The sequence below is a fragment of the uncultured Fibrobacter sp. genome, from assembly GCF_937877005.1.
GTDB lineage: Bacteria > Fibrobacterota > Fibrobacteria > Fibrobacterales > Fibrobacteraceae > Fibrobacter.
Window position 1 is genome coordinate 1 of record NZ_CALEFV010000337.1, and the last position, 18,544, is coordinate 18,544.

18 protein-coding genes are annotated in these 18,544 nt (G+C 50.1%); 15 read left to right on the forward strand and 3 right to left on the reverse strand.

Features of this window, described 5'->3' with window-relative positions:
* The 6 genes from Q0628_RS14885 to Q0628_RS14910 form a co-directional block, all read left to right on the forward strand.
* Positions 1-997: hypothetical protein (locus Q0628_RS14885; protein WP_298772331.1), on the forward strand; the 997-nt coding region annotated here is incomplete at its 5' end.
* A gap of 3 nt (positions 998-1,000) precedes the next feature.
* Positions 1,001-2,311, forward strand: a complete 1,311-nt coding sequence (locus Q0628_RS14890) for a U32 family peptidase (RefSeq protein WP_298772333.1) — start codon at positions 1,001-1,003, stop codon at positions 2,309-2,311.
* Positions 2,312-2,334: 23 nt separating this feature from the next.
* Positions 2,335-2,796, forward strand: a complete 462-nt coding sequence (locus Q0628_RS14895) for a hypothetical protein (RefSeq protein WP_298772335.1) — start codon at positions 2,335-2,337, stop codon at positions 2,794-2,796.
* Between the two features lie 386 nt (positions 2,797-3,182).
* Entirely contained in the window at positions 3,183-4,634 is a 1,452-nt protein-coding gene (locus Q0628_RS14900) for a DnaA/Hda family protein (protein ID WP_298772337.1), read from the forward strand.
* A 2-nt stretch (positions 4,635-4,636) separates the two neighbouring features.
* A complete protein-coding gene (locus tag Q0628_RS14905) occupies positions 4,637-5,503 on the forward strand; it encodes an NAD-dependent epimerase/dehydratase family protein (RefSeq protein ID WP_298772339.1) in 867 nt (288 codons plus the stop codon).
* Between the two features lie 95 nt (positions 5,504-5,598).
* Complete coding sequence (locus Q0628_RS14910) at positions 5,599-6,756, forward strand: hypothetical protein (protein ID WP_298772341.1); 1,158 nt, start codon at positions 5,599-5,601, stop codon at positions 6,754-6,756.
* Between the two features lie 74 nt (positions 6,757-6,830).
* Here the strand turns inward: Q0628_RS14910 and Q0628_RS14915 are convergent, their stop codons facing one another.
* On the reverse strand, positions 6,831-7,400 hold the full coding sequence (locus tag Q0628_RS14915) for a peptidylprolyl isomerase (RefSeq protein ID WP_298772344.1): 570 nt from the start codon (positions 7,398-7,400) through the stop codon (positions 6,831-6,833).
* Positions 7,401-7,472: 72 nt separating this feature from the next.
* Entirely contained in the window at positions 7,473-9,596 is a 2,124-nt protein-coding gene (locus Q0628_RS14920; protein ID WP_298772347.1) for a thrombospondin type 3 repeat-containing protein, read from the reverse strand.
* 78 nt (positions 9,597-9,674) lie between these two features.
* On the opposite strand from Q0628_RS14920, the gene Q0628_RS14925 reads away from it, so the two are divergent.
* On the forward strand, positions 9,675-9,830 hold the full coding sequence (locus Q0628_RS14925; protein ID WP_298772348.1) for a hypothetical protein: 156 nt from the start codon (positions 9,675-9,677) through the stop codon (positions 9,828-9,830).
* Between the two features lie 53 nt (positions 9,831-9,883).
* Entirely contained in the window at positions 9,884-12,121 is a 2,238-nt protein-coding gene (locus Q0628_RS14930; RefSeq protein ID WP_298772350.1) for a LysM peptidoglycan-binding domain-containing protein, read from the forward strand.
* A gap of 3 nt (positions 12,122-12,124) precedes the next feature.
* Here Q0628_RS14930 and Q0628_RS14935 read toward each other — a convergent pair whose 3' ends face one another.
* Positions 12,125-12,898 carry a hypothetical protein gene (locus tag Q0628_RS14935; protein ID WP_298772352.1) on the reverse strand — a complete coding sequence of 258 codons (774 nt, stop codon included), beginning with the start codon at positions 12,896-12,898 and terminating at the stop codon, positions 12,125-12,127.
* Between the two features lie 108 nt (positions 12,899-13,006).
* Between Q0628_RS14935 and Q0628_RS14940 the strand changes: the two genes are divergently transcribed.
* The 7 genes from Q0628_RS14940 to Q0628_RS14970 form a co-directional block, all read left to right on the forward strand.
* A complete protein-coding gene (locus Q0628_RS14940) occupies positions 13,007-13,747 on the forward strand; it encodes an ankyrin repeat domain-containing protein (protein ID WP_298772353.1) in 741 nt (246 codons plus the stop codon).
* 77 nt (positions 13,748-13,824) lie between these two features.
* Positions 13,825-14,619: a DUF3450 family protein gene (locus Q0628_RS14945; RefSeq protein WP_298772355.1), complete on the forward strand. Its 795-nt coding sequence runs from the start codon at positions 13,825-13,827 to the stop codon at positions 14,617-14,619.
* A complete protein-coding gene (locus Q0628_RS14950; RefSeq protein WP_298772357.1) occupies positions 14,620-16,152 on the forward strand; it encodes a MotA/TolQ/ExbB proton channel family protein in 1,533 nt (510 codons plus the stop codon).
* Positions 16,153-16,158: 6 nt separating this feature from the next.
* Positions 16,159-16,842, forward strand: coding sequence for a MotA/TolQ/ExbB proton channel family protein (locus Q0628_RS14955; RefSeq protein WP_298772359.1), 684 nt, complete (start codon positions 16,159-16,161; stop codon positions 16,840-16,842).
* Positions 16,839-17,243, forward strand: a complete 405-nt coding sequence (locus Q0628_RS14960) for a biopolymer transporter ExbD (protein ID WP_298772361.1) — start codon at positions 16,839-16,841, stop codon at positions 17,241-17,243. The genes Q0628_RS14955 and Q0628_RS14960 overlap by 4 nt, the downstream gene beginning before the upstream one ends.
* An 11-nt stretch (positions 17,244-17,254) precedes the next feature.
* A complete protein-coding gene (locus Q0628_RS14965; RefSeq protein ID WP_298772363.1) occupies positions 17,255-17,896 on the forward strand; it encodes an energy transducer TonB in 642 nt (213 codons plus the stop codon).
* Positions 17,886-18,544: tetratricopeptide repeat protein (locus Q0628_RS14970; RefSeq protein ID WP_298772365.1), on the forward strand; the 659-nt coding region annotated here is incomplete at its 3' end. The genes Q0628_RS14965 and Q0628_RS14970, both read left to right, overlap by 11 nt.

An 18,544-nucleotide genomic window follows, 5' to 3' on the forward strand; every position in this document is an offset into this window, starting at 1 on the left:
CTTGGAATACACGAGCTATGCCCGCTATCGGACTCACATTGCGTTCAATTACGACTGGCTACGTCTAGATTTCGGTCGCGATGTGATGCATTGGGGACCGGGTTATTATAATAACCTGACCTTGAACCAGTTTGCGCTCCCTTACAACATGCTTTCACTGGATATGCAGTTCGGTCCGCTCCGTGTGCTTGCCTTTTATGGAGACCTGCGCATCTATTCTAGCATGAGCATGAAAAATAAGGATGAGAATCGGAACCTGTTTGGTCATCGCTACGAACTCGCTGTCGGGAATGCTACATTCGGCATTAGCGAATTGCAGATTCAGTATGATAACCTGAAACCCTGGCTTTTTGTGCCGACAGTACCGCTTTTCATGGAAAAAGGAAACTATTCCGAAGACAGCAATAATGGGGCGCTTTCCTTTGATTTCAATTATCGTCTGTTCAATGCCCTTCGTCTTTATACGGAATTTTTCCTTGATGACATGGAAAGCCCTGTAAGTCTGGTCAAGAATGACAATATCGAAGCCAAGTGGGCCTGGATGGCGGGTATGCATGGAGCTCGCGACCTGTATACCTATGGGCATTTGTTAGAAATGGGCTTTATCGCAGAATATGCGCGCATTGAACCTTATGTATATTCGCACTTCCACGCCAATACGGCGCAGATGGCTCATTTGGGCCGTCCTCTCGGAAATCAGAATGGGCCGAATAGCCAGGTGGTCGACTTTACTGTGTATGGCCGCTTTGACCAGCATGTATTTGCCTCCTTCCGTCATTCTTGGTTCTGGAAGGGAACGGATTACGGAAGTGCGGTCAACGATACGACACCTCGTCGTGACCATATGAAGTTACACAAGAAGTTCCTGGACGGGGCTAAAATGCAGTACTCGCTAACGCCTGCGCTCAGTTACGAAGGTCAGTTCGTTTCTTTCTTGGGCGAAATCACCCTGTTCAACGATGAAAAGGTGTATTTGCGCGCTGGATTCAAATGGTAGCTTATGCAGAAGCCTGAACTCTTGGCGCCGGCTGGAGATCTTGTCCGCCTAAAGTATGCCTTCGCCTACGGTGCAGATGCCGTCTATGCGGGGCAGCCTTCTTTTTCTCTACGTGCCCGTGAGAATGGGTTTAGGGGTCTAGATGATCTTGCCGAAGGAATCGAATACGCTCACCGCCTTGGCAAGAAGTTTTATTTGACGAGTAATGTGATTCCTCGGAATGTCAAGGTTGAGGCATTCCAGAAAGCGCTCTTGGCAGCGATTGACCTGAAACCCGATGCCCTGATTGTAGCCGATCCCGGTTTTGTCGGCTGGCTTCGTGAAGTGCGGCCCGATGTGGAAATACATCTTTCGGTGCAGGCGAATACGACGAACTACCTGGCTGCAAAGTTTTGGCAGGGAATTGGTGTTCGCCGCATTATTCTGAGTCGCGAACTCCGCTTGTCTGAAATTATTGAGATCAAGGACCGGATGCCGGATCTGGAACTGGAAGTTTTTGTCCATGGTGCTGTTTGCATGTCCATGTCCGGCCGTTGCATGCTTTCGAATTGGGTAACTCATCGCGATGCGAACCAGGGCGTTTGCGACAACAGTTGCCGTATGCCATATAGACTTTATGCTAATCCGGAACCGCAGTGCGATAATTATCGCGAACAGGAGGGGGAATTCCTGTTGCAACGGACGGATAGAACGGAGCTTCCGCCGATAGCTCTCGACGAAGATACTTGGGGAACTTATTTCATGAGCAGCCGTGACATCTGTGCGCTGGATGTCATTCCCGAACTGATTGCTGCGGGGCTGGATTCCTTCAAGATCGAGGGGCGAACCAAGTCCGTCTACTACCTGAGCCAGGTTGTGCGCGCCTATCGTATGGCCATTGACGCCTGTTGTGCGCAGTTTTTGGCTGGTGAGACGATGGCTGTTCCGGAGGAGTCCCGTCATGCGATTTCGTTTGTCGATGGTCGTGGATTCATGCCGGGCTTTCTGCGCGGCCCGCTACCGCAGAACTATGAATCGACTCACGAGGATGCTCGGGGTGGTTGCGTTGCAGCACAGATCCTCGATTATGATCCTCTTACCCGTTCATGCCGAGTGAATGTCAAGAATGCGTTCTCGATGGACGATTCCCTGCTACTGATGACTCCGCAGGGAATGTGGCCCTGTGAAATCGTTTCGATGAAGGATTTTCGTGGTGGGGATGCTGATCGGCTTCATCCGGGGACGGAAGGGCGTATATTTTTGCCCGAGAATGTGATGGACCTCTCGCCATTCGCTACATTTTGCTTTTTTATTAGGCAAAATTGCCAAAATTAGATGAATTTTCATAAATTTGGGATATGGCTGTTGACGAAGCGACCAAAAAAAAGGATGAACTGGAACTTTACCAGATAGATGACAAGGCTATTCTGCCTTTCTTCGAAAGTCATCTGGAGGATCTTCGCCGTTTTATCCAGGAACGGAAGGCTCAGAACCTGTCCTTGCTGGAGGTTCTCAAACAGTTTATCCGCACTTACAAGCTGCCCTTCAATATGCAACGCTATATGTCGGTGCAGACGACTTATATCCGCCAGGTGCTTCAGGAACAGATGCAGGATCGCCAGGTGGCTGTCAGCCACTGGATCCAGGAACATGCCGGACGTCATCGCAATCGTATGATACAGCTTCAGTGTCTGTATCTTGACAGAATCAAGGACCGTTTGTTGCCTCAGGTCCAGTCGCTTCTGGAGCGCCGTATTGATGAATTGCATGCCAAGATGGACTCTTCCGAAAACGGAAATTGTACATCGGAAAATAAGTAACGCGTAAGTTGTTGAATATCATATAATTCTGTGAAAAAATGCCAAAATCTGACTATAAACGCAGATTATTTTTTTGTATGTTATAAAAAGCAGTACTCAAACGAGTAGTGTTTTGAGGCTTTTTTTTGTCAAGACGTTCTTCAAAATTTTTCTGTTGATAAGTTGTGGCTTATATAGGGCGGCAATCTTGATTGATAAGTGATTAAAGGCGTGATTTCTTTGCAGACTGGGGGGAAAAAATGGGAATAAAAAAAAATTGCCCTTTTTGGCTAAAAAAAAGACATCCTAAAAAAAATTTTTTTTGACTCCCTTTGGGCATGTCTGCTTTATTTAACTTTCTAGACGCTTTTTAGATGTTTTGGTAAATCGTGACTAATACTGTTTCTTTGATTGATTCTGTAGTATCGCTCTGGCAGCAGGTAATGGAGCGTGTTCGTATCGAGTGTGACGACTATTTGGGTGTTACTATCCTTGATACGGTGGAATATAAGGGTGTGGAAGAAGGCGTCGTCCTCTTGACTGTCCCCGATGAACTCCGAAAGGTTTGGATCAATTCCCATTATAGCGATATTTTACGCAAGGCGTTTTCTTCTGTCATGGGAAGTGCTTTTGTAGATTTCCGTATAGAAGTTGCGCAGGTCGAAAAGGCTTCTAGGCGAGTTGACGAAGTAAAGCGCGTTCCGCTTTTTCTTGCTCCTACAGTAGCGAAAACGCCTAGGAAAAAGCCGTTTCGTGTCAAGTTGTCCCTGTATGCGGGATATACTTTCGATAACTTTATTGAAGGCGAATGTAACTTTACCGCTTGCGAAGCTTGCAAAACCGTGGCTGAAGTTCCTGGCGATCCGGGATTGAATCCGTTGTTCGTTTACGGAAAATCGGGTCTTGGCAAGACGCATCTGTTGCAGTCCATTGCTGCTCAGATTCAGCAGAAGAAGGACCATACTCGCGTCGTCTATTGCCACGCCTACGACTTCTTGCGCGATGCGACTGCCATGAGTAAGGCGCTCAAGCTCAAGACGGGCAATGTCCGCGAACTTGCGCTTGCGTTTCAGGAAAAGTACGAAAACTGCGACATCCTCTTGCTGGATGATGTCCAGCTCCTGGAACATGGTGTTGCCACTCAGGAACGTCTGGCCATATTGATCAAGCATCTCCGTTCCAAGGGAAAGCAGGTCGTACTTTCTTGTGATAGGCATCCTTCCGAATTTAGGAGTGCCGAATCGGGCTCTGTCTGGGAACGGGGAAATGGGGCGATTCCGCGTATTTCCGCCAAGCTCCTTGCTCCTCTGGAATCCTGCGTGGCGGTTGGTCTCGATGAACCCGACCTGAATACGCGAATTCGGTTGATCCGCAAGAAATCGATGAACATTCCGTTCGTCGATCAGGATCGCGAAGAAATCTGCCGCTACCTTTCCATTCCTCCGCGTCAGAACTTCCGCGTTATCGAAGGAATGCTGAATGGTCTTTTTGCCATGAATCAGCTCTGTCAGGAAAATCTTGATCTAGCTGCGGTCAAGCGTCTTGTCGCAGCTCCAGGCTCTTCCGGGGTGGCCGAATTGACCGCGAAGGGCATTGCAGAAGCGGTCGCCCTGGAATTTGGCACGGACCTGGTTGCTTTGTGCAGTAAGCGTCAGGATGCCGGTGTCGCCTTGCCTCGCAAGGTGGCCATGTTCCTTTGCCGTGAGTTGACATCGGACTCCTTTGAAAAGGTGGGACAGATGTTCAACCGCGATTATTCTTCGGTTATCGCCGCCGTCCGCTCACTTCAGAAGCAGATGGATGTCGATGAAGGCCTTGCTCGAAAGGTCCGTGACATCCGCTATTTGCTGGAAGCCTAGCGATGAATGCCTTGGTGACGGGCGGTGCCGGCGTCGTAGGGAAGGCGCTGTGTCGGGAGTTGTTGAAGAATGCATTGTGTGTGCGCATTCTAACGCTTCCGGGCGATCCCCAGGCTGGGGCGATGCCTGAGGGAGTCCAGGTCTATCACGGTGATGTGACAGATCTGGACTCAATCCGGGAGGCTTTTGAAAATGTTCAGGTGGTGTTTCACCTAGCGGCTATTTTATTGTCGACTAAACCGGGCGAATTTGAACGGGTCAATGCTGGGGGCACGCGAAATGTAGCCAAGGCGGCTCGTGAGGCGGGTGTCGAACGCCTTGTATATGTTTCGAGTATTTCGGTGACATATCCGGTCCTTACGGAATATGGCAGAAGCAAGCTCCAGGGAGAATCTGCTGTCAGGGAATCCGGCGTACCTTGGACTATCGTGCGTCCGACGCTAGTCATCGGTGATGGTGGCGGGGTAGAGTACAACATGTTCGCAGCATATGTGAAACGCTTTCCGGTGTATTTCTTGCCGGGGGGTGGCAAATGCGTCAAACGCCCTGTCGAAAGTGTTGACCTGGTGCGGGGCATTGTGGCTGCTGGATTAAGCGAGAAGGCCGCGGGCAAGATTTACTCTCTTGCGGGTGCCCGTGTCCTGAGCATGGCGGAAATGGCTCGCTCCGTTTTGCGCGCTTCGGGAAAACGGCACTGGATGATTCCTCTGCCGTGGTCTATATCCCGGATATTCTCCTTCTTCAAGAATCGTATTGGAGGTAGGCGCGTGACTGCGGAACAGGCTCTCGCCGGGTTCCTGTACGATGCGGCACCCGATATCACTGACGCGGAACGGGACCTCGATTATCGTCCTGGCAGTCCGTTTTAGCCGTTTTTTACCTTGCATCGGTGCAAAAACCGCTTTTTTTTGTGATTTTAAGCGGATTTTAGTGTATATTGGTCTAGGTGAAAACGAGGTTTTTTATGAAAAGTTTTTTGAGTTCTGCCATGCTGTCAGTCGTTGTAGCGACTACTATGATGTTTGCCGCTTGCGGTAGCGACGACAATTCTTCTAATGTGGAACGCGAAGAAGGGTCTAGTTCCAGTGAAGAGTCGTCCTCTTCGGTCAAGGAAAAGTCTTCTTCTTCGGTTGCTGAATTGCCCGAAGGCGATCGTGCGGCAACTCTTGAAGACCTTTCCAAGAACTATTCTCTTGGAAAAATGTTCGGGACCGAAGTCTTCCTTGCGACAGGGACTAAAACGGGTGTTTTCTCTATCTGGATTCCGGATGTTTCCTGGATGGCCATCCGTTCCGAATTTAAGGACGGTATTCTTGAATATGGTGAGACGCATGGCTCGTTTATGGGGGTGGACAGTTCTTTGGCTGATTCCATGAAAGCGTTCTTCCAGAAGGGCGGATCTTTCCACTTTATAGTCAATTCAGACAAGGAACTGCAGTATTCTCTGAATGACGATGACTATGTGACCGTAAAGAAGGTGGATGTCAAAGCTTCGACGAACTGGGAAAGCGATGGCTCCAATTTGAAGGGGGTCAAGCTCGCCTGTACAAAGGACAAGGTGACCAAAAATATCATGTTCTACGAAGGCCGTTATGTTGTCGAGGAATCTGCAGGGGATTCTTCGATGTGGATGGCCGGATATTATGACATTCAGCGTAGTCATCTGCTGATGTTACCCGTATTCTTTAACAAGACCGCGTACTCTCTGGAATCGGGAATGCTGAAAAGTGATTATTCTAAACTGGTGATGGATACGGGTGACGAATACTCTTGCAAGAAATCGACTTTCAAGTCTGAATCTATTGATCCGGAAAAGATTGCGGGTGAATGGTTTGCTGACGATGATGGATATGACTGGACGCTTATGCTCGATGCGAATGGAGACTATAGTGTTGTTGCGATGGATGGTGCCAATCCTGTAGAGAAGAAGACTGGCTCCTGGGATATCTACGGAGATGTCCTCTTACTGAATAATGCCAAATGCATGAAGCCTAGTTCCTGTGCCGGAGCAGTCAAGGGGGCCATCAGCGGATTTGATGCCAAGAAGGGCTTCAACTTCGATCATGATGATGTGCAGGAACCGCTCGTTCCAAAGACCTGGACATTGCCGCTCTACGAATAGGTCAATATTTTTTTTCTAAAAAAGAAACGCTCCCGTCGGGAGCGTTTCTTTTGTCAGAAAGACGAGAGGCTATCTTATTTGCCGTGGTGTTCCTTATGGTGTTCGCAGCCGCAACCGCCATTGCCATCGCAGTTTTCCTTGTTGCCGTGGCCACCGCATTCGCATTCTCCGTTTCCATTGCCGCAGCAGCAGTGGTGAGGGTTGATTTCGTCTTCGGTTGCTTCACGCACGGAAACGACTTCGATTGCGAAATTTAAGTTTTTGCCGGCTAGTTCGTGGTTGGCGTCGATAACGGCCGTCTTTTCTCCCACGGATTTGATACGGATGGGCATGGGACCGGCGGGCGTTTGTGCGTAGAAACTCATGCCGGCTTCGACCTTGTCGACACCCTGGAATACTTCCAGCGGAACTTCTTGAGTCAATTCCTCGTTGTAGATGCCGTAACCTTCGGCGGGAATGACCTTGACATCGAACTTGTCTCCGACTTCGTGACCTTCCATCGCCTTTTCGAGGCCAATAACGATCATGTGGCCTCCCTGGATGTATTGCAACGGTTCCCTGCCTTCGGAGGAATCGATTACTTGTCCTTCGTCGGAGGTTAAGGTGTAGTGCATTTGAACGACGGTCTTGTCGGCAATTTTCATGAAATATCCTTTTGTGTTGCAGGCGTGTCGCCTGGAAATTTGATAGAGTGCAAATATAGTAAATAGAAAGGCCTATTCCTTAGGCTCGGGAATGGCGATGAGCCTTATAGCGCCTCCGCCTGCATTTCTGGGGTAGGCTAGCGTCGGCAAGGACTTGCCGTATCCTTTGTAGTGCAGGCGCTTTTCGTTGATGCCTTTCTTTTCGAGGTAATTGTATATGGCTTCCGCTCTTGTGTTGGATAGTTCTATTGCTTTTTCTCCATCAACATCGTTTGCGGTACATTGGATTTCCAGGTGCATGGGATGTTCTCGCATCATCTGGATAATGTCGTTCAGGGCTGTGTAACTCGAATTCACGAGGACGGTGTCCTTCGTCTTGAATCGAATGCGCATGGCTATGGAATTCAGGTTTTCGCGGTTGTTTATGGGACATCCGTTTGCATTGATGGTTGCTCCTTTGTATGTCCCGGGACAGTGGTCATTCCAGTCAATGACACCATCCCCGTCGCTATCGATGGGACATCCAAGCGAGTCGATTGGTGCTCCTACTGGCGTATTGGGACATTTGTCGTCCTCGTCGAAGATTCCGTCACCGTCATGGTCCGTTCTACATCCGCGCATGTCGACATTGACTCCCAGCGGGGTAGCGGGGCACATGTCCTTGGTGTCTGGGACTCCGTCCAGATCTTCGTCGGCAGGACAGCCCCAGTTGTTGATGATTTCGCCCAATTTGGAATTGGGACATTTGTCGATGTCATCTGGGACGCCATCTCCGTCGAAGTCAAGTGGACAACCCAAACGATCGATGGATAATCCCGGTGCTGTGTTGGGGCATTGATCGAGATTGTTTGGTATGCCGTCATGGTCTTCGTCAAGGGGACAGCCGTCGTTTCCGACAGGATCGTTGAGCAGGGTGTTGGGACATTTGTCATGGTTGTCGTCGATGCCGTCTTTATCGGTATCCAAAATGCAACCGCTGCTGTCAACGGCCGCACCGCTTAAGGTGTTTGGACAAATGTCGAGATAATTGGGGATTCCGTCGCTGTCTTCGTCAAGGGGACAACCATTGTAGTCGACTTTAAGTCCCGCAGGAGTGCCAGGACACATATCAACGATGTTCAAAACTCCATCCTGGTCTTCGTCCACGGGGCAACCACGGGCGTTGACGACCATTCCTCTTCCTGTTCCGGGGCACATATCCTTGCGGTTGATGACGCCGTCGTTGTCGTCGTCGGCCCAGCTGAAGTCAAACGTTTTGCTAATGCTAACGGCGACACTCACATCGGGATTTCCGGGTGCCGTATATTTGATCCCCTTTTCGTTCTGGAGTTCGACTGCGAGTCCATCGTCTTCGGAGAATTTGTTAAAGTATCCGAGTCCAACGTCGCTCGAAATGGTGAGGGATGTCATGTAGGGCAGGTGGATGCGCAGTGCGGGTGTCAGGTGGAAAGGGTTACTGAGGAAGGGTGGGGAATCTTCTTTGGCCTTCAGCGAAGTCTCCCCTGAAACTTCCAGAATCAGAGTAAGCGTATTTTGGGGGAAAATGTTGAATCCGCCTCCCCAGAGACAATAATTTTCTCCGCTCATGATGTTCTTCAGAATGCCGATATAGGCATTGAATGTGAAGTAATCCCTCATTTCGATGGTCAGGTGCCCGTTAAGGTTGGCTACCCATTGGTCTGCCGTGTAGGGGTATGTTTCGCCATTGGAGCGGACAAACCAGCGGTGCCTGTGACGGAATCCTTTATCCCTGGATCCGGTAGGCAGCATAAGTTCTCCGCTGAGACCGAGAAGAAACCATTCGTACAGCGGAACATAGCTCTTGGCGATGAGTTCGAGGTCTCCTAATGCGAGCCCTTTCAGGTTTGCTCCCTTGATGGTGCCATCGTAGTGGGTTGATATTCCCATTCCGAGTTCTAGGTTATCCATGACACCGAAACTGGCGTAGATGTTCTCATTGTTCGACGGAGTGTTCTTGTCCAGCTTGATTGTGCTTCCTTCGGCATCCGTGTAGGACCCTTCGATGCTCATGGGCTTGCCATCGCTTACCATTTCATAATTACCCGATACAAAGAGGAATCCCTGCGGGAGCGTTTTCGCGGTGGGTACATGTATTCCGCTCGGCGAACGAATAATCCCCACTTGGGCAAGGGCGGGAATCGCCATAAGGGCGAGAATGGCAAGCACTTTTTTCATATGGGCTCCTAGAAATTAAAAAAAATAAAGGCAGTGTTGTGACCGAGAACTTGTATATTGTGTATATTTCCAATCGTCATGGAAAACGAACGAGAAAAACAGGAGTTGCCGTCTTGGCATAGGAAGGCTCAGAAAGCCTATAGAGTCAACAGGGTTATCATTATTTTGCAGATGGTTGCCGCGCTTGTTTTGGCGGGAGTCATTTGGTTTGGCGTTGAAAAAGTAATCCACTAGAGATTATCTATATTTGGCGCGTTGTGATTGCGGTTGCAAGAAATAATTCGTGTATGATGACGACGGCCCTTTTGCTTTGGGTCGCCTTGATGATGGTTGCGTGTGCAGGCAATCAGGCTCCGTTGAAGCAGGCTGTGGAACCTGCTGCTGTAGAGCAAGATTCGCTCTCGTTTTCTGAAAAGGCCCTGCGAGAAAAGGTTTCGGATTCAATCGCAATCAGGCCTTCTTGGACATACTACCAGTATGCCTTGCAGGCGATGGAAAATCAGGAATGGCTCCTGGCGAGGCATTACCTCGATGAATCTCTTAAACAACTCATTGCTGAAAAATACGACTCGACTTACAGGAATGTTCCCGAAAAAGAGGATTCCCTTTATCGCATGACAATGCCTGTCCGCATTGTTGAGGCGCTCGACGAAGTGTATCCGAATGTGGCAGATCTTGGCGAAAATGCCGAAAACTTTATCCGCAATGAAGTCTCGATTGAGGGTGTGGATGCTTTGGATGAAAGCGAAGCCGATAGCGCCTCGTTGGTCGTTATCGAAAGTTTCCTTGATACCTTGGATGTCTCGCAGTTCTCGCTTCCAGTAGAATTCAATGAACGCGTACTTCAGGAAATCTATTACATGACGAATTCCGCAAGGAGCTTCATGTCGGGCTCCCTGAATCGCAAGACCGCCTACGATTCGCTCGTATATGCGCAGCTGGAAGCGGCAGGAATGCCGCGCGACTTAATCTACCTGGCATTGGTCGAGTCGGGGTTCAAGCTGAAAGCATATAGCCGTGCCAAGGCGTCTGGCATGTGGCAGTTTATTCCTGAAACGGGAAAGCGCTATGGACTTGAAGTCGACTACTGGGTGGACATGCGCCGTAATCCGGAACTTGCGACTTCCGCTGCGCTCAAGTACCTGAAACGCCTGTACGACGAATTCGGCGACTGGCTCTTGGCTATGGCCGCCTACAACTGCGGCGAAGGTCGCGTGCGTCGCCTGTTGCGCGAAATGCAGGCCGATACGACTCGAGACACGACTCAGGCCGTGACATATTGGAATCTTGAGCTTCCGAAAGAAACCATGCGCTATGTGCCGCGCATCTTGGCGGCGATGGTCATTGGGCATTACCCGGAACAGTACGATATGACGATCGAGAAGCAGAGTCGCCCCGATTTCGATACGGTGACGGTTTTTGATTCCTTTCCGCTCGAGGAAGTGGCAAAACTTCTGAAGGTCAAGGAAGATACGCTTCGCAGCTTGAACATGGAATTAGTCAAGTGGTGTACTCCTCCGAATAAGGATTCATATCTGTTGCGTTTACCGGTCGGTACGCGAGCCGCCTTTGTCGAAGGTTACGACCGCATGGAAAAGAACAATTTTTCAAGTTGGCATCACCATAAAGTTCGCCGTGGCGAAAGTCTTGGTGTCATCGCTCGCCAATACGGGATCAAGGTCTCGGAATTGCAGCAGGCCAATGACATGAAGAGCACGCGTATTCGTGCGGGGCAGTCTCTGTTGATTCCAATCAAGGTGGTCCCGAAACAGAAGTCGAAGACGACGGCCAAGAAACCGGAAAAAATACGTACCTATGTGGTGCAACTTGGCGATAACCTTGCTTCGATTGCGCGCAAGTTTGGCATTTCGCAGGAATCCCTACGGATCTGGAATTCTATGGATGCGGCCACGCTCGTGAACGAGGGCGATACGATTTTCGTTTCTAAGCCGGAACTTAGACCAGCTGTGGAGGTTGACCGTCCGAGGCTTGCCAAAGGTGAAAAGTATGTTGCTCGCGAAGGGGATACTTATGCGGCAATCGCAAATAGCTATGATGTTCCTGTCGTCTTGCTCTTGCAGGCAAATAACGGATTCCACCGTCGCTTGTCGGTGGGGGATTCCGTGGTTATTCCGGAATTTGTGCGTAAACCTTCCAAGCCGTCAGTCCGTAGCGCCAAGCCCGAAAAGAGTGCCTCTTCTCAACCTGTGCAGGAAAAGACCTCCGTCTATGTTGTGCAGGCTGGCGACAACCTGAGCTTTATTGCCAAGAAGTTCGGTACGACCGTGTCAAAGATTCAGAGCCTCAACAACATGGGCAAGTCGACCAATATCAGTGTCGGCCAGAAGTTAAAGGTCGATGGCGAAGCTGATATATCTGAATTCAAAATACATGTGGTCAAGAAGGGCGAAGGCTTGTGGGATATCGCCCGTCAGTACAAGGTGACAATCGAAGAGATTGTTAAGTGGAACGGCTTGAACGATACGAAGCTCAAGGTCGGCGAACGGCTGAAAATCAAACAGTAATTTTTAGAATAGCGTGATGCCCAGGCTTACGTAAGGCTGGAAATAGGTGTCGAAGTCGAGCATGAATTCGTCACCATCTTTCTTATCCGAAATTTTTCGTTCGAAGTAGGTGTGGAAATACTGATGCGAGTTGCGGACACCTGCTGAAAGGAAAAATCCGTGCCATGCCGTGCGGAGGCCCGCGCCATAGGTGTAACCGAGCGTGATGGGGGAAAGAAACTTGGTGTCGTCGCTGAAAAAGGTCTTGCCGAAAAGTCCGCCACCGAAAGCGTAAACCTTAAGCATGAACTGGTGATTGTAGCTTGTTACCAGGGGCCAGGCAAAATCAAGGCTGAACTGGAAAAGGGCTGTATGAATCTGGTGGCGTCCATCGATATCGGAGCTGTCGATCGGAGCTTCGAAGAACTCGTCTTCGAGAGCAGCCATGTCTTTGTAGGCCTTGTCCGAATTGCGGGGGTGGTGGCTCACTCCTAAATACTGGTAACCGGCCATCAGGTAGATGTCGAGCCATTCCGTGAGGGGAAGGCTTCCGGAGGCACCGTAGATATAGGTGTTGTCGAGGCTGATGTCGTACTTGATTCCGTGAATCTTGTAGGAGTAGTTCACGTTTTTCATTTTGATGTTGCTGAATTCCACATAGGGACCGAAGGAACCGCGGTCTTCGTATTGGTTGTAGTCGCTTTTCTCGGCAGCGGCCATGGAATTGTCCTCGATTACGCGGTCGGCTAGGGCGAGGTTAAAGGAAAGGAGGGTGAGTGCTAAAACGATCTTCTTCATGCGATAAATTTAAATAAATTTATGTAAAATGATTTTTTTCATACTAAAATCGCGAAAATTGTTTAATTTTAGTCTAGAATTGACAAAAAACCTCTTTTGGAGTTGAAAATGAAGAAAAAGATGCTGGCCGCATGTGCCGCTGCCTGTTTGATGATGTCGCTTACCGCCTGTAACGACAAGATGGACCCCAACGATCCCCAGTCTGTCCGCAAGTATTTGACCAAGCAGCAGATTGCCTTTACCCCGAATCAGTTCGTTTCTTTTGCAGCTAGTGGCGATACTGCCAAGATGACGCTTTTCTTGCAGGCCTCCTTTGAAATTGATGCTCCTGCAGATAACGGCAACAATGCTGTTGCTATTGCCGCCAACAAGGGTAACCTGGTTGTTCTCGACTATTTGTTCGCTCATGGAGCCAAGGCTGATGTCAAGAATGGCAACGGTGAAGCCGTGATTGACAATGCCGTGATGATGGGTAACAAGGATGTAGTGAATCGTCTTCTGACGCAGCTCAAGGCTGAAGGTGCTGAAATTCAGACTCTCGGTACGGCCGTGCTTCTCGCTGCCAAGACCGGTAAGGTCGACATGCTCGAAGTGCTGGCTGATGCTGGCGCTCCGCTTGAGACGCGCAGTGCCGATGGCTACCTGCCGATTCACTGGACTGCCAAGAATGGTCAGTACGATGCCATGATGTTCCTCATCAACAAGGGCGTCGACGTGAATGCCAAGTGCGGTCAGGGATACTCCGTGCTTGACTGGGCCACTAACGAAGGTTATACCCGCCTGATCAAGGCTTTGAAGAAGGCCGGCGCAAAGAATACGCCGCAATACTTCAAGGATTCCAAGAAGTAGTCTTTTTTATTGAAAATAGGCTTTTTTTCGAAAAGAACCGTGGTCTAGAGGCTTCGGTTCTTTGTATTTTTCGCCTTATGAAATCTCATTTGTTAACCCGGATTTTCCTTTGTCTGTGTCTTGCGGGCGTCGTCTCGCAGGCTCAGGAAACGGTAGAAAGCGTTCGCCGCCAGATCAAGGCGGTCGAAGCCGAAACAGCCCGCGAAAAGTCTCTTCACGATGCCGAAAAAAAACGCCATGCCGAGTTCATCGAAGTCGGTCGCAAAAAAGTGCAGGCGCTAGCTTCGCAGAATAAGACTTTGAAGGCCGAAATTGATTCACTGAAGGCGGAGCTCAGAAACTTGGCCGAAGCGCGTCAGAAGTCTTTAGGAACGGTTAAATGGTACGAAAGCCGCAAGGCAAAGTACGGCGAATCTCTTGCGAAGGTTATCGATTCCCTGGTGCCTGTCTTTGAATCCGATTTCCCTTACCGCAATGATGAAATCGTCAAGAGTGTGCAGGAAATCGCAAGTCAGCTTCACAAAGGTCTTATTGAGGCCGATGACGGACTTAACCGTACACTTGAAGTTTTCTATGATCGTATCCGTCTCGGTTACACAACCGAAGTGTACAAGGGTTTTCTGCAAGTGGATGCACGCAGCGTTCCTGGAACGTACTTGCGCTATGGTGCCGTGGCGTCGGTTTTCGTGAGTAACGACGGTAATGATGTGCTCTGGCTTGAACGGACTGCTGATGGAGGTTATGTCTGGAAAAATGTGTCCGATGACCTTGCCATGCGTACCGTACTGAAAGATGTAATGAAGGTTGCCGAAGGAAAGACCGCTCCTAGACTCGTCACGATTCCTGTGACCATTCCGAAGGAGGGCAAATAGATGAAATGTGAAATGTGGAATGTGCGAAGTGGAATGGGTTCTCTCGTCTCTCGACTCTCGACTCTCGTCTTGGTGGCCTCTTTCGCAACATTTGCTCCGCTCTCATATGCGCAACAGAATGCGGATATCGATGCCGTGAAGAAGCGTGCTGCGCTCAACAGTGCAAAGGCGGACCTGGAAGAAGCTCGCAAGAAGCGCGATATGGCCGTGGCGTCCCGCTGGAAGGATCGCGAAACAGCCAATCAGGAACGTGAACTCTTCAACGAGAAGTATAACGAAAGCAAGGAAAAGGTCGACGCCTTGATGTCGGAACGTGCTCGCCTGTTCGAAGATGTTCGCGTCGCTCGCGAAGACCTTGCCCAGGTCAAGCTTCAGGCTGAAAAGGCCCGAGCCGAGTACCTGTCGCTTGCTGCGGGTCCGGAACGCCTTGAAACGCTCTCGAAGTTCCAGGAACAGGGAATCCCGTTCAAGATAGCAGAACGCCTCGAGGGCCAGAACAAGGTGAAGAAAGAAATGGGCCTGTACCGTGATGACCCGGTGCGCATTGCCAAGTCCCTGCTGGAGGAGGCAAAGGAAGAAATGGCCTTTACTCGAGAAATTCAGCTGGAGAATGCGGAACTTGTTTTCGGAAATGCAGTGGCGAAGGGAATTCGCTTGCGACTGGGTGGTCTATACGCGATGCAGATGGCGAACGCGGTCGATATCAACGGCTTGCATCCGGCGGCTTTGATGCTTCCGGTGGCAGGCGAAAGAAAGCGGACCTTTAGCTGGCAGGAAAATTTGACTCCCGATACGAAGTCTAAAATTAGCAAGGCCTTTGCAAGTTCGAAGGATTCCGCTTATTCAATGGTGCCTGTCGATGTTCTTTTGAGTACAGAACTTTCGTCGGAAATGGCGAATCATCAGGAAACGACTTGGAAGGATGAACTTAGGAATTTCTTCAGGAACGGCGGCATTCTGATGTATCCGATTGTCACGCTGTTCGCTTTGGGCTTGCTGGTTGCCTTGTGGCGTTTCGTCTGGCTCATGGTGGTCGGTTTCGGAGGTCTTTCGACTCGGCGTACCCTCAAGGCACTCAAGAAGGGCGATGTTGAATTGGCTCGAACTTTTGTGGCTAAGTCTCACGGTGAAGTGGGCAAGGTGCTGCGCACGGTACTTTCCAGGAATTATGCGGGGCGCGAAGGTGCCGAGAAGTCTCTTGAAGAACTTTTCTCTGCCGAGGTTCCCAAGCTGGAATCGGGACTTACCTGGATATCCGTATTTGCAGCGACGGCTCCGCTGCTTGGTCTTTTGGGTACGGTGATGGGCATGATCGAACTCTTCGACGTGATTACCATGCATGGCACGTCAGACCCGAAGCTTTTGGCAGGCGGCATTTCGATAGCCCTTGTTACGACGGAAGCAGGGCTTATCGTTGCAATCCCGCTGCAGCTCATTCATACTTTCCTGATGAACCGCGCCGATGCCCTGCGTAGCCGCATGGAAAGTGCGGGACTAGCCGTGCTTAACGCTATCTGGATCAAGGAAGAGTAAACGACCGTGGAAACAGTCAGCGAAATATCGGTTGTCGAAGCCGCAATGGCCATCGTCTTCCGTGGAGGATGGGTGCTTGCCCCTATATTTGTCATAGGGTGGTTCGGCTGGTTTCTGATGATTGAAAGGTATGGCTACTATTTCATGTTGAAGGGCGGCTCCGTAAATGGTGTGCTGGGGGGATTCTGGAACAACCTGAAAAAAAAGGGCGAGGAGGTTGCCTTTGCCAAACTGTCGCGTCGCCCATATGGCTATTTCTATGCTCTCGCCTGTGATGTTCGCGATCATCGCGACGAAGGTCCGGTGGCGGTCCGTAATGCGATGGAAGAAACCCGTCACCGTATTTCCGTGAATTTATCTAAGTCGCTCCGTACCGTGTCCACCTGTGCGGCGATTGCCCCGATGCTTGGACTTCTTGGCACGGTGTCGGGTATGGTGCATACGTTTGAAACGATTCAGTTGTTCGGTTTCGGAAATCCTGTCCTTCTTGCTGATGGAATTTCCGAAGCGCTTCTCACTACGCAGGCGGGACTTCTTGTCGCATTCCCCCTGATGCTTGCCTACAACTATCTTGCTGGCCGCGTGGAAACCGTGGAAAAGCAGGCTTGGAGTGAAGCGCTGAAGTACGAGTCGTACGTGTTTGAAAATAGGACCCAGGACGCAACCGATTCCGTCGGGGAGGAAAAATGAGCTTTATCCGTAAACGTTCGCAGGATGCAGGGAAGATAGATGTGTCGCCGATGCTCGACATGGTGTTTATCCTGCTTATCTTTTTTATCGTAACATCGACATTTACCCGCGAGACAGGCGTTGACGTGACAAAGCCAAAGGCTAGTTCCGCGAAGGATCTTGCGAAGGAAAGTATCCTGATTGGCGTAACGCGCCAGGGAACGATTCACATAAACGAAACCCAGGTAAACCTCTCGACGCTGAATACGGTGCTGCGCCAGATGATGGCGGAGGCTCCGGACCGTCCCGTGATTATCGTAAGTGACCGTGACGCCCCCAATGGCGTAGTTGTTGATATTCTTGATGAATGTAATTTAGCGAAAGTCCGCAAAGTCTCCATTTCTGCGAATAAGGAAGAATAGACGCGAAACTTATGCTTGATTTTGTCGCAAAATATTTCCGTTTTCCGGTAGCATTCGTGCTTTCCTTCTTGGTAAGTGCTGTGTTTTTTCTTGCAATACCCGTAATCAATACGTTGTTCTTTGACAAGGGTACCAAGACGGAGAAGGAATTGGAAAATGTGACTGAGGTCGAAGTGCTCGTTAGTGAAAAGAAGCCCGAAGTCAAGCAGAAGGTAATCCGTACGATAGTGAATCCGAATCCGTTCAAGATTTCTTCGAACATGGGCGTTTCACGCAGCCAGAATTTTCAGATGGATTTGTCGCTTGCACGCGGAGCCGCTGGCGATGGAGTCGCTGTCGGAACGGGATCCATGGAGAACGTTGTTTACGAGGCGGGCGAGGTGGATGAACAGGCTCAGGTTTTGCGTGAAATACAACCCAAGTTCCCCGAAAAGGCTAAGCGCATGGGCGTTTCGGGCTATGTGAAGGTCTTGATTGTGATTGACGTATATGGCGATGTGGCGCAGGCGCAAGTCTTGACGCAGGAACCGGCCGGTTATGGCTTTGATAACGAAGCTCTGAAGGCTGTTCGTCAGTGGAAGTTTAGCCCCGCGCAGCTAGGCGGATATCCCGTGGCCCAGAAGGCTACAAAGGAGTTCCGCTTTGTCAATTAGACTTCTCGCGCTCATTCTGTTTTTTACGATCCCGTTGCTTGCCGCAGAAGATTATTTCTTCAAGGCGAACGAGTTGTACGATCAGGGAAAGTTCAAGGAAGCGGTGCCGCTTTATCGTGCGGCAATCGATGAAGGTCGCTACGAGCCCTTTGCCTGGTTCAATCTAGGTAATTCGCTAGTGCAGCTTGATCGTAAGCAGGGGGCGATGGTTGCCTATAAGCGCACTGTGGAACTCTTGCCGGATTTTGAAAAGGCCTGGATGCTTCTGGGGGACCTTTATTATCTTGGCGGGGATGTGGGCGAGGCGATTGCGGCCTACAATCGTGCTGTTGAACTGGGTGTCGAGTCGGATCATGTACATTTTGCCCTGGCCGAGTGCTATTTGAAGGGGCGGGACTGGACCTTGGCGCAGAAAAACTTTGAACGGGCCTTGCAGCTGAACCCGGATCGCATGGATGCTTGGTATGGTCTTGCCGAGGTCTACGAGAAATTGGGTGATTATGAATATGCCATCAAGACATTGCAAAACGCTTTGCAGATGACGGCGTTTGGTTATATGGGCAAACTTGATCTGATCGCCGTAGCGACACCTTCGGTGTATCATGTGGATTACGATATCCGCGCGCTGGAAGCCGGGAAATATGTTTT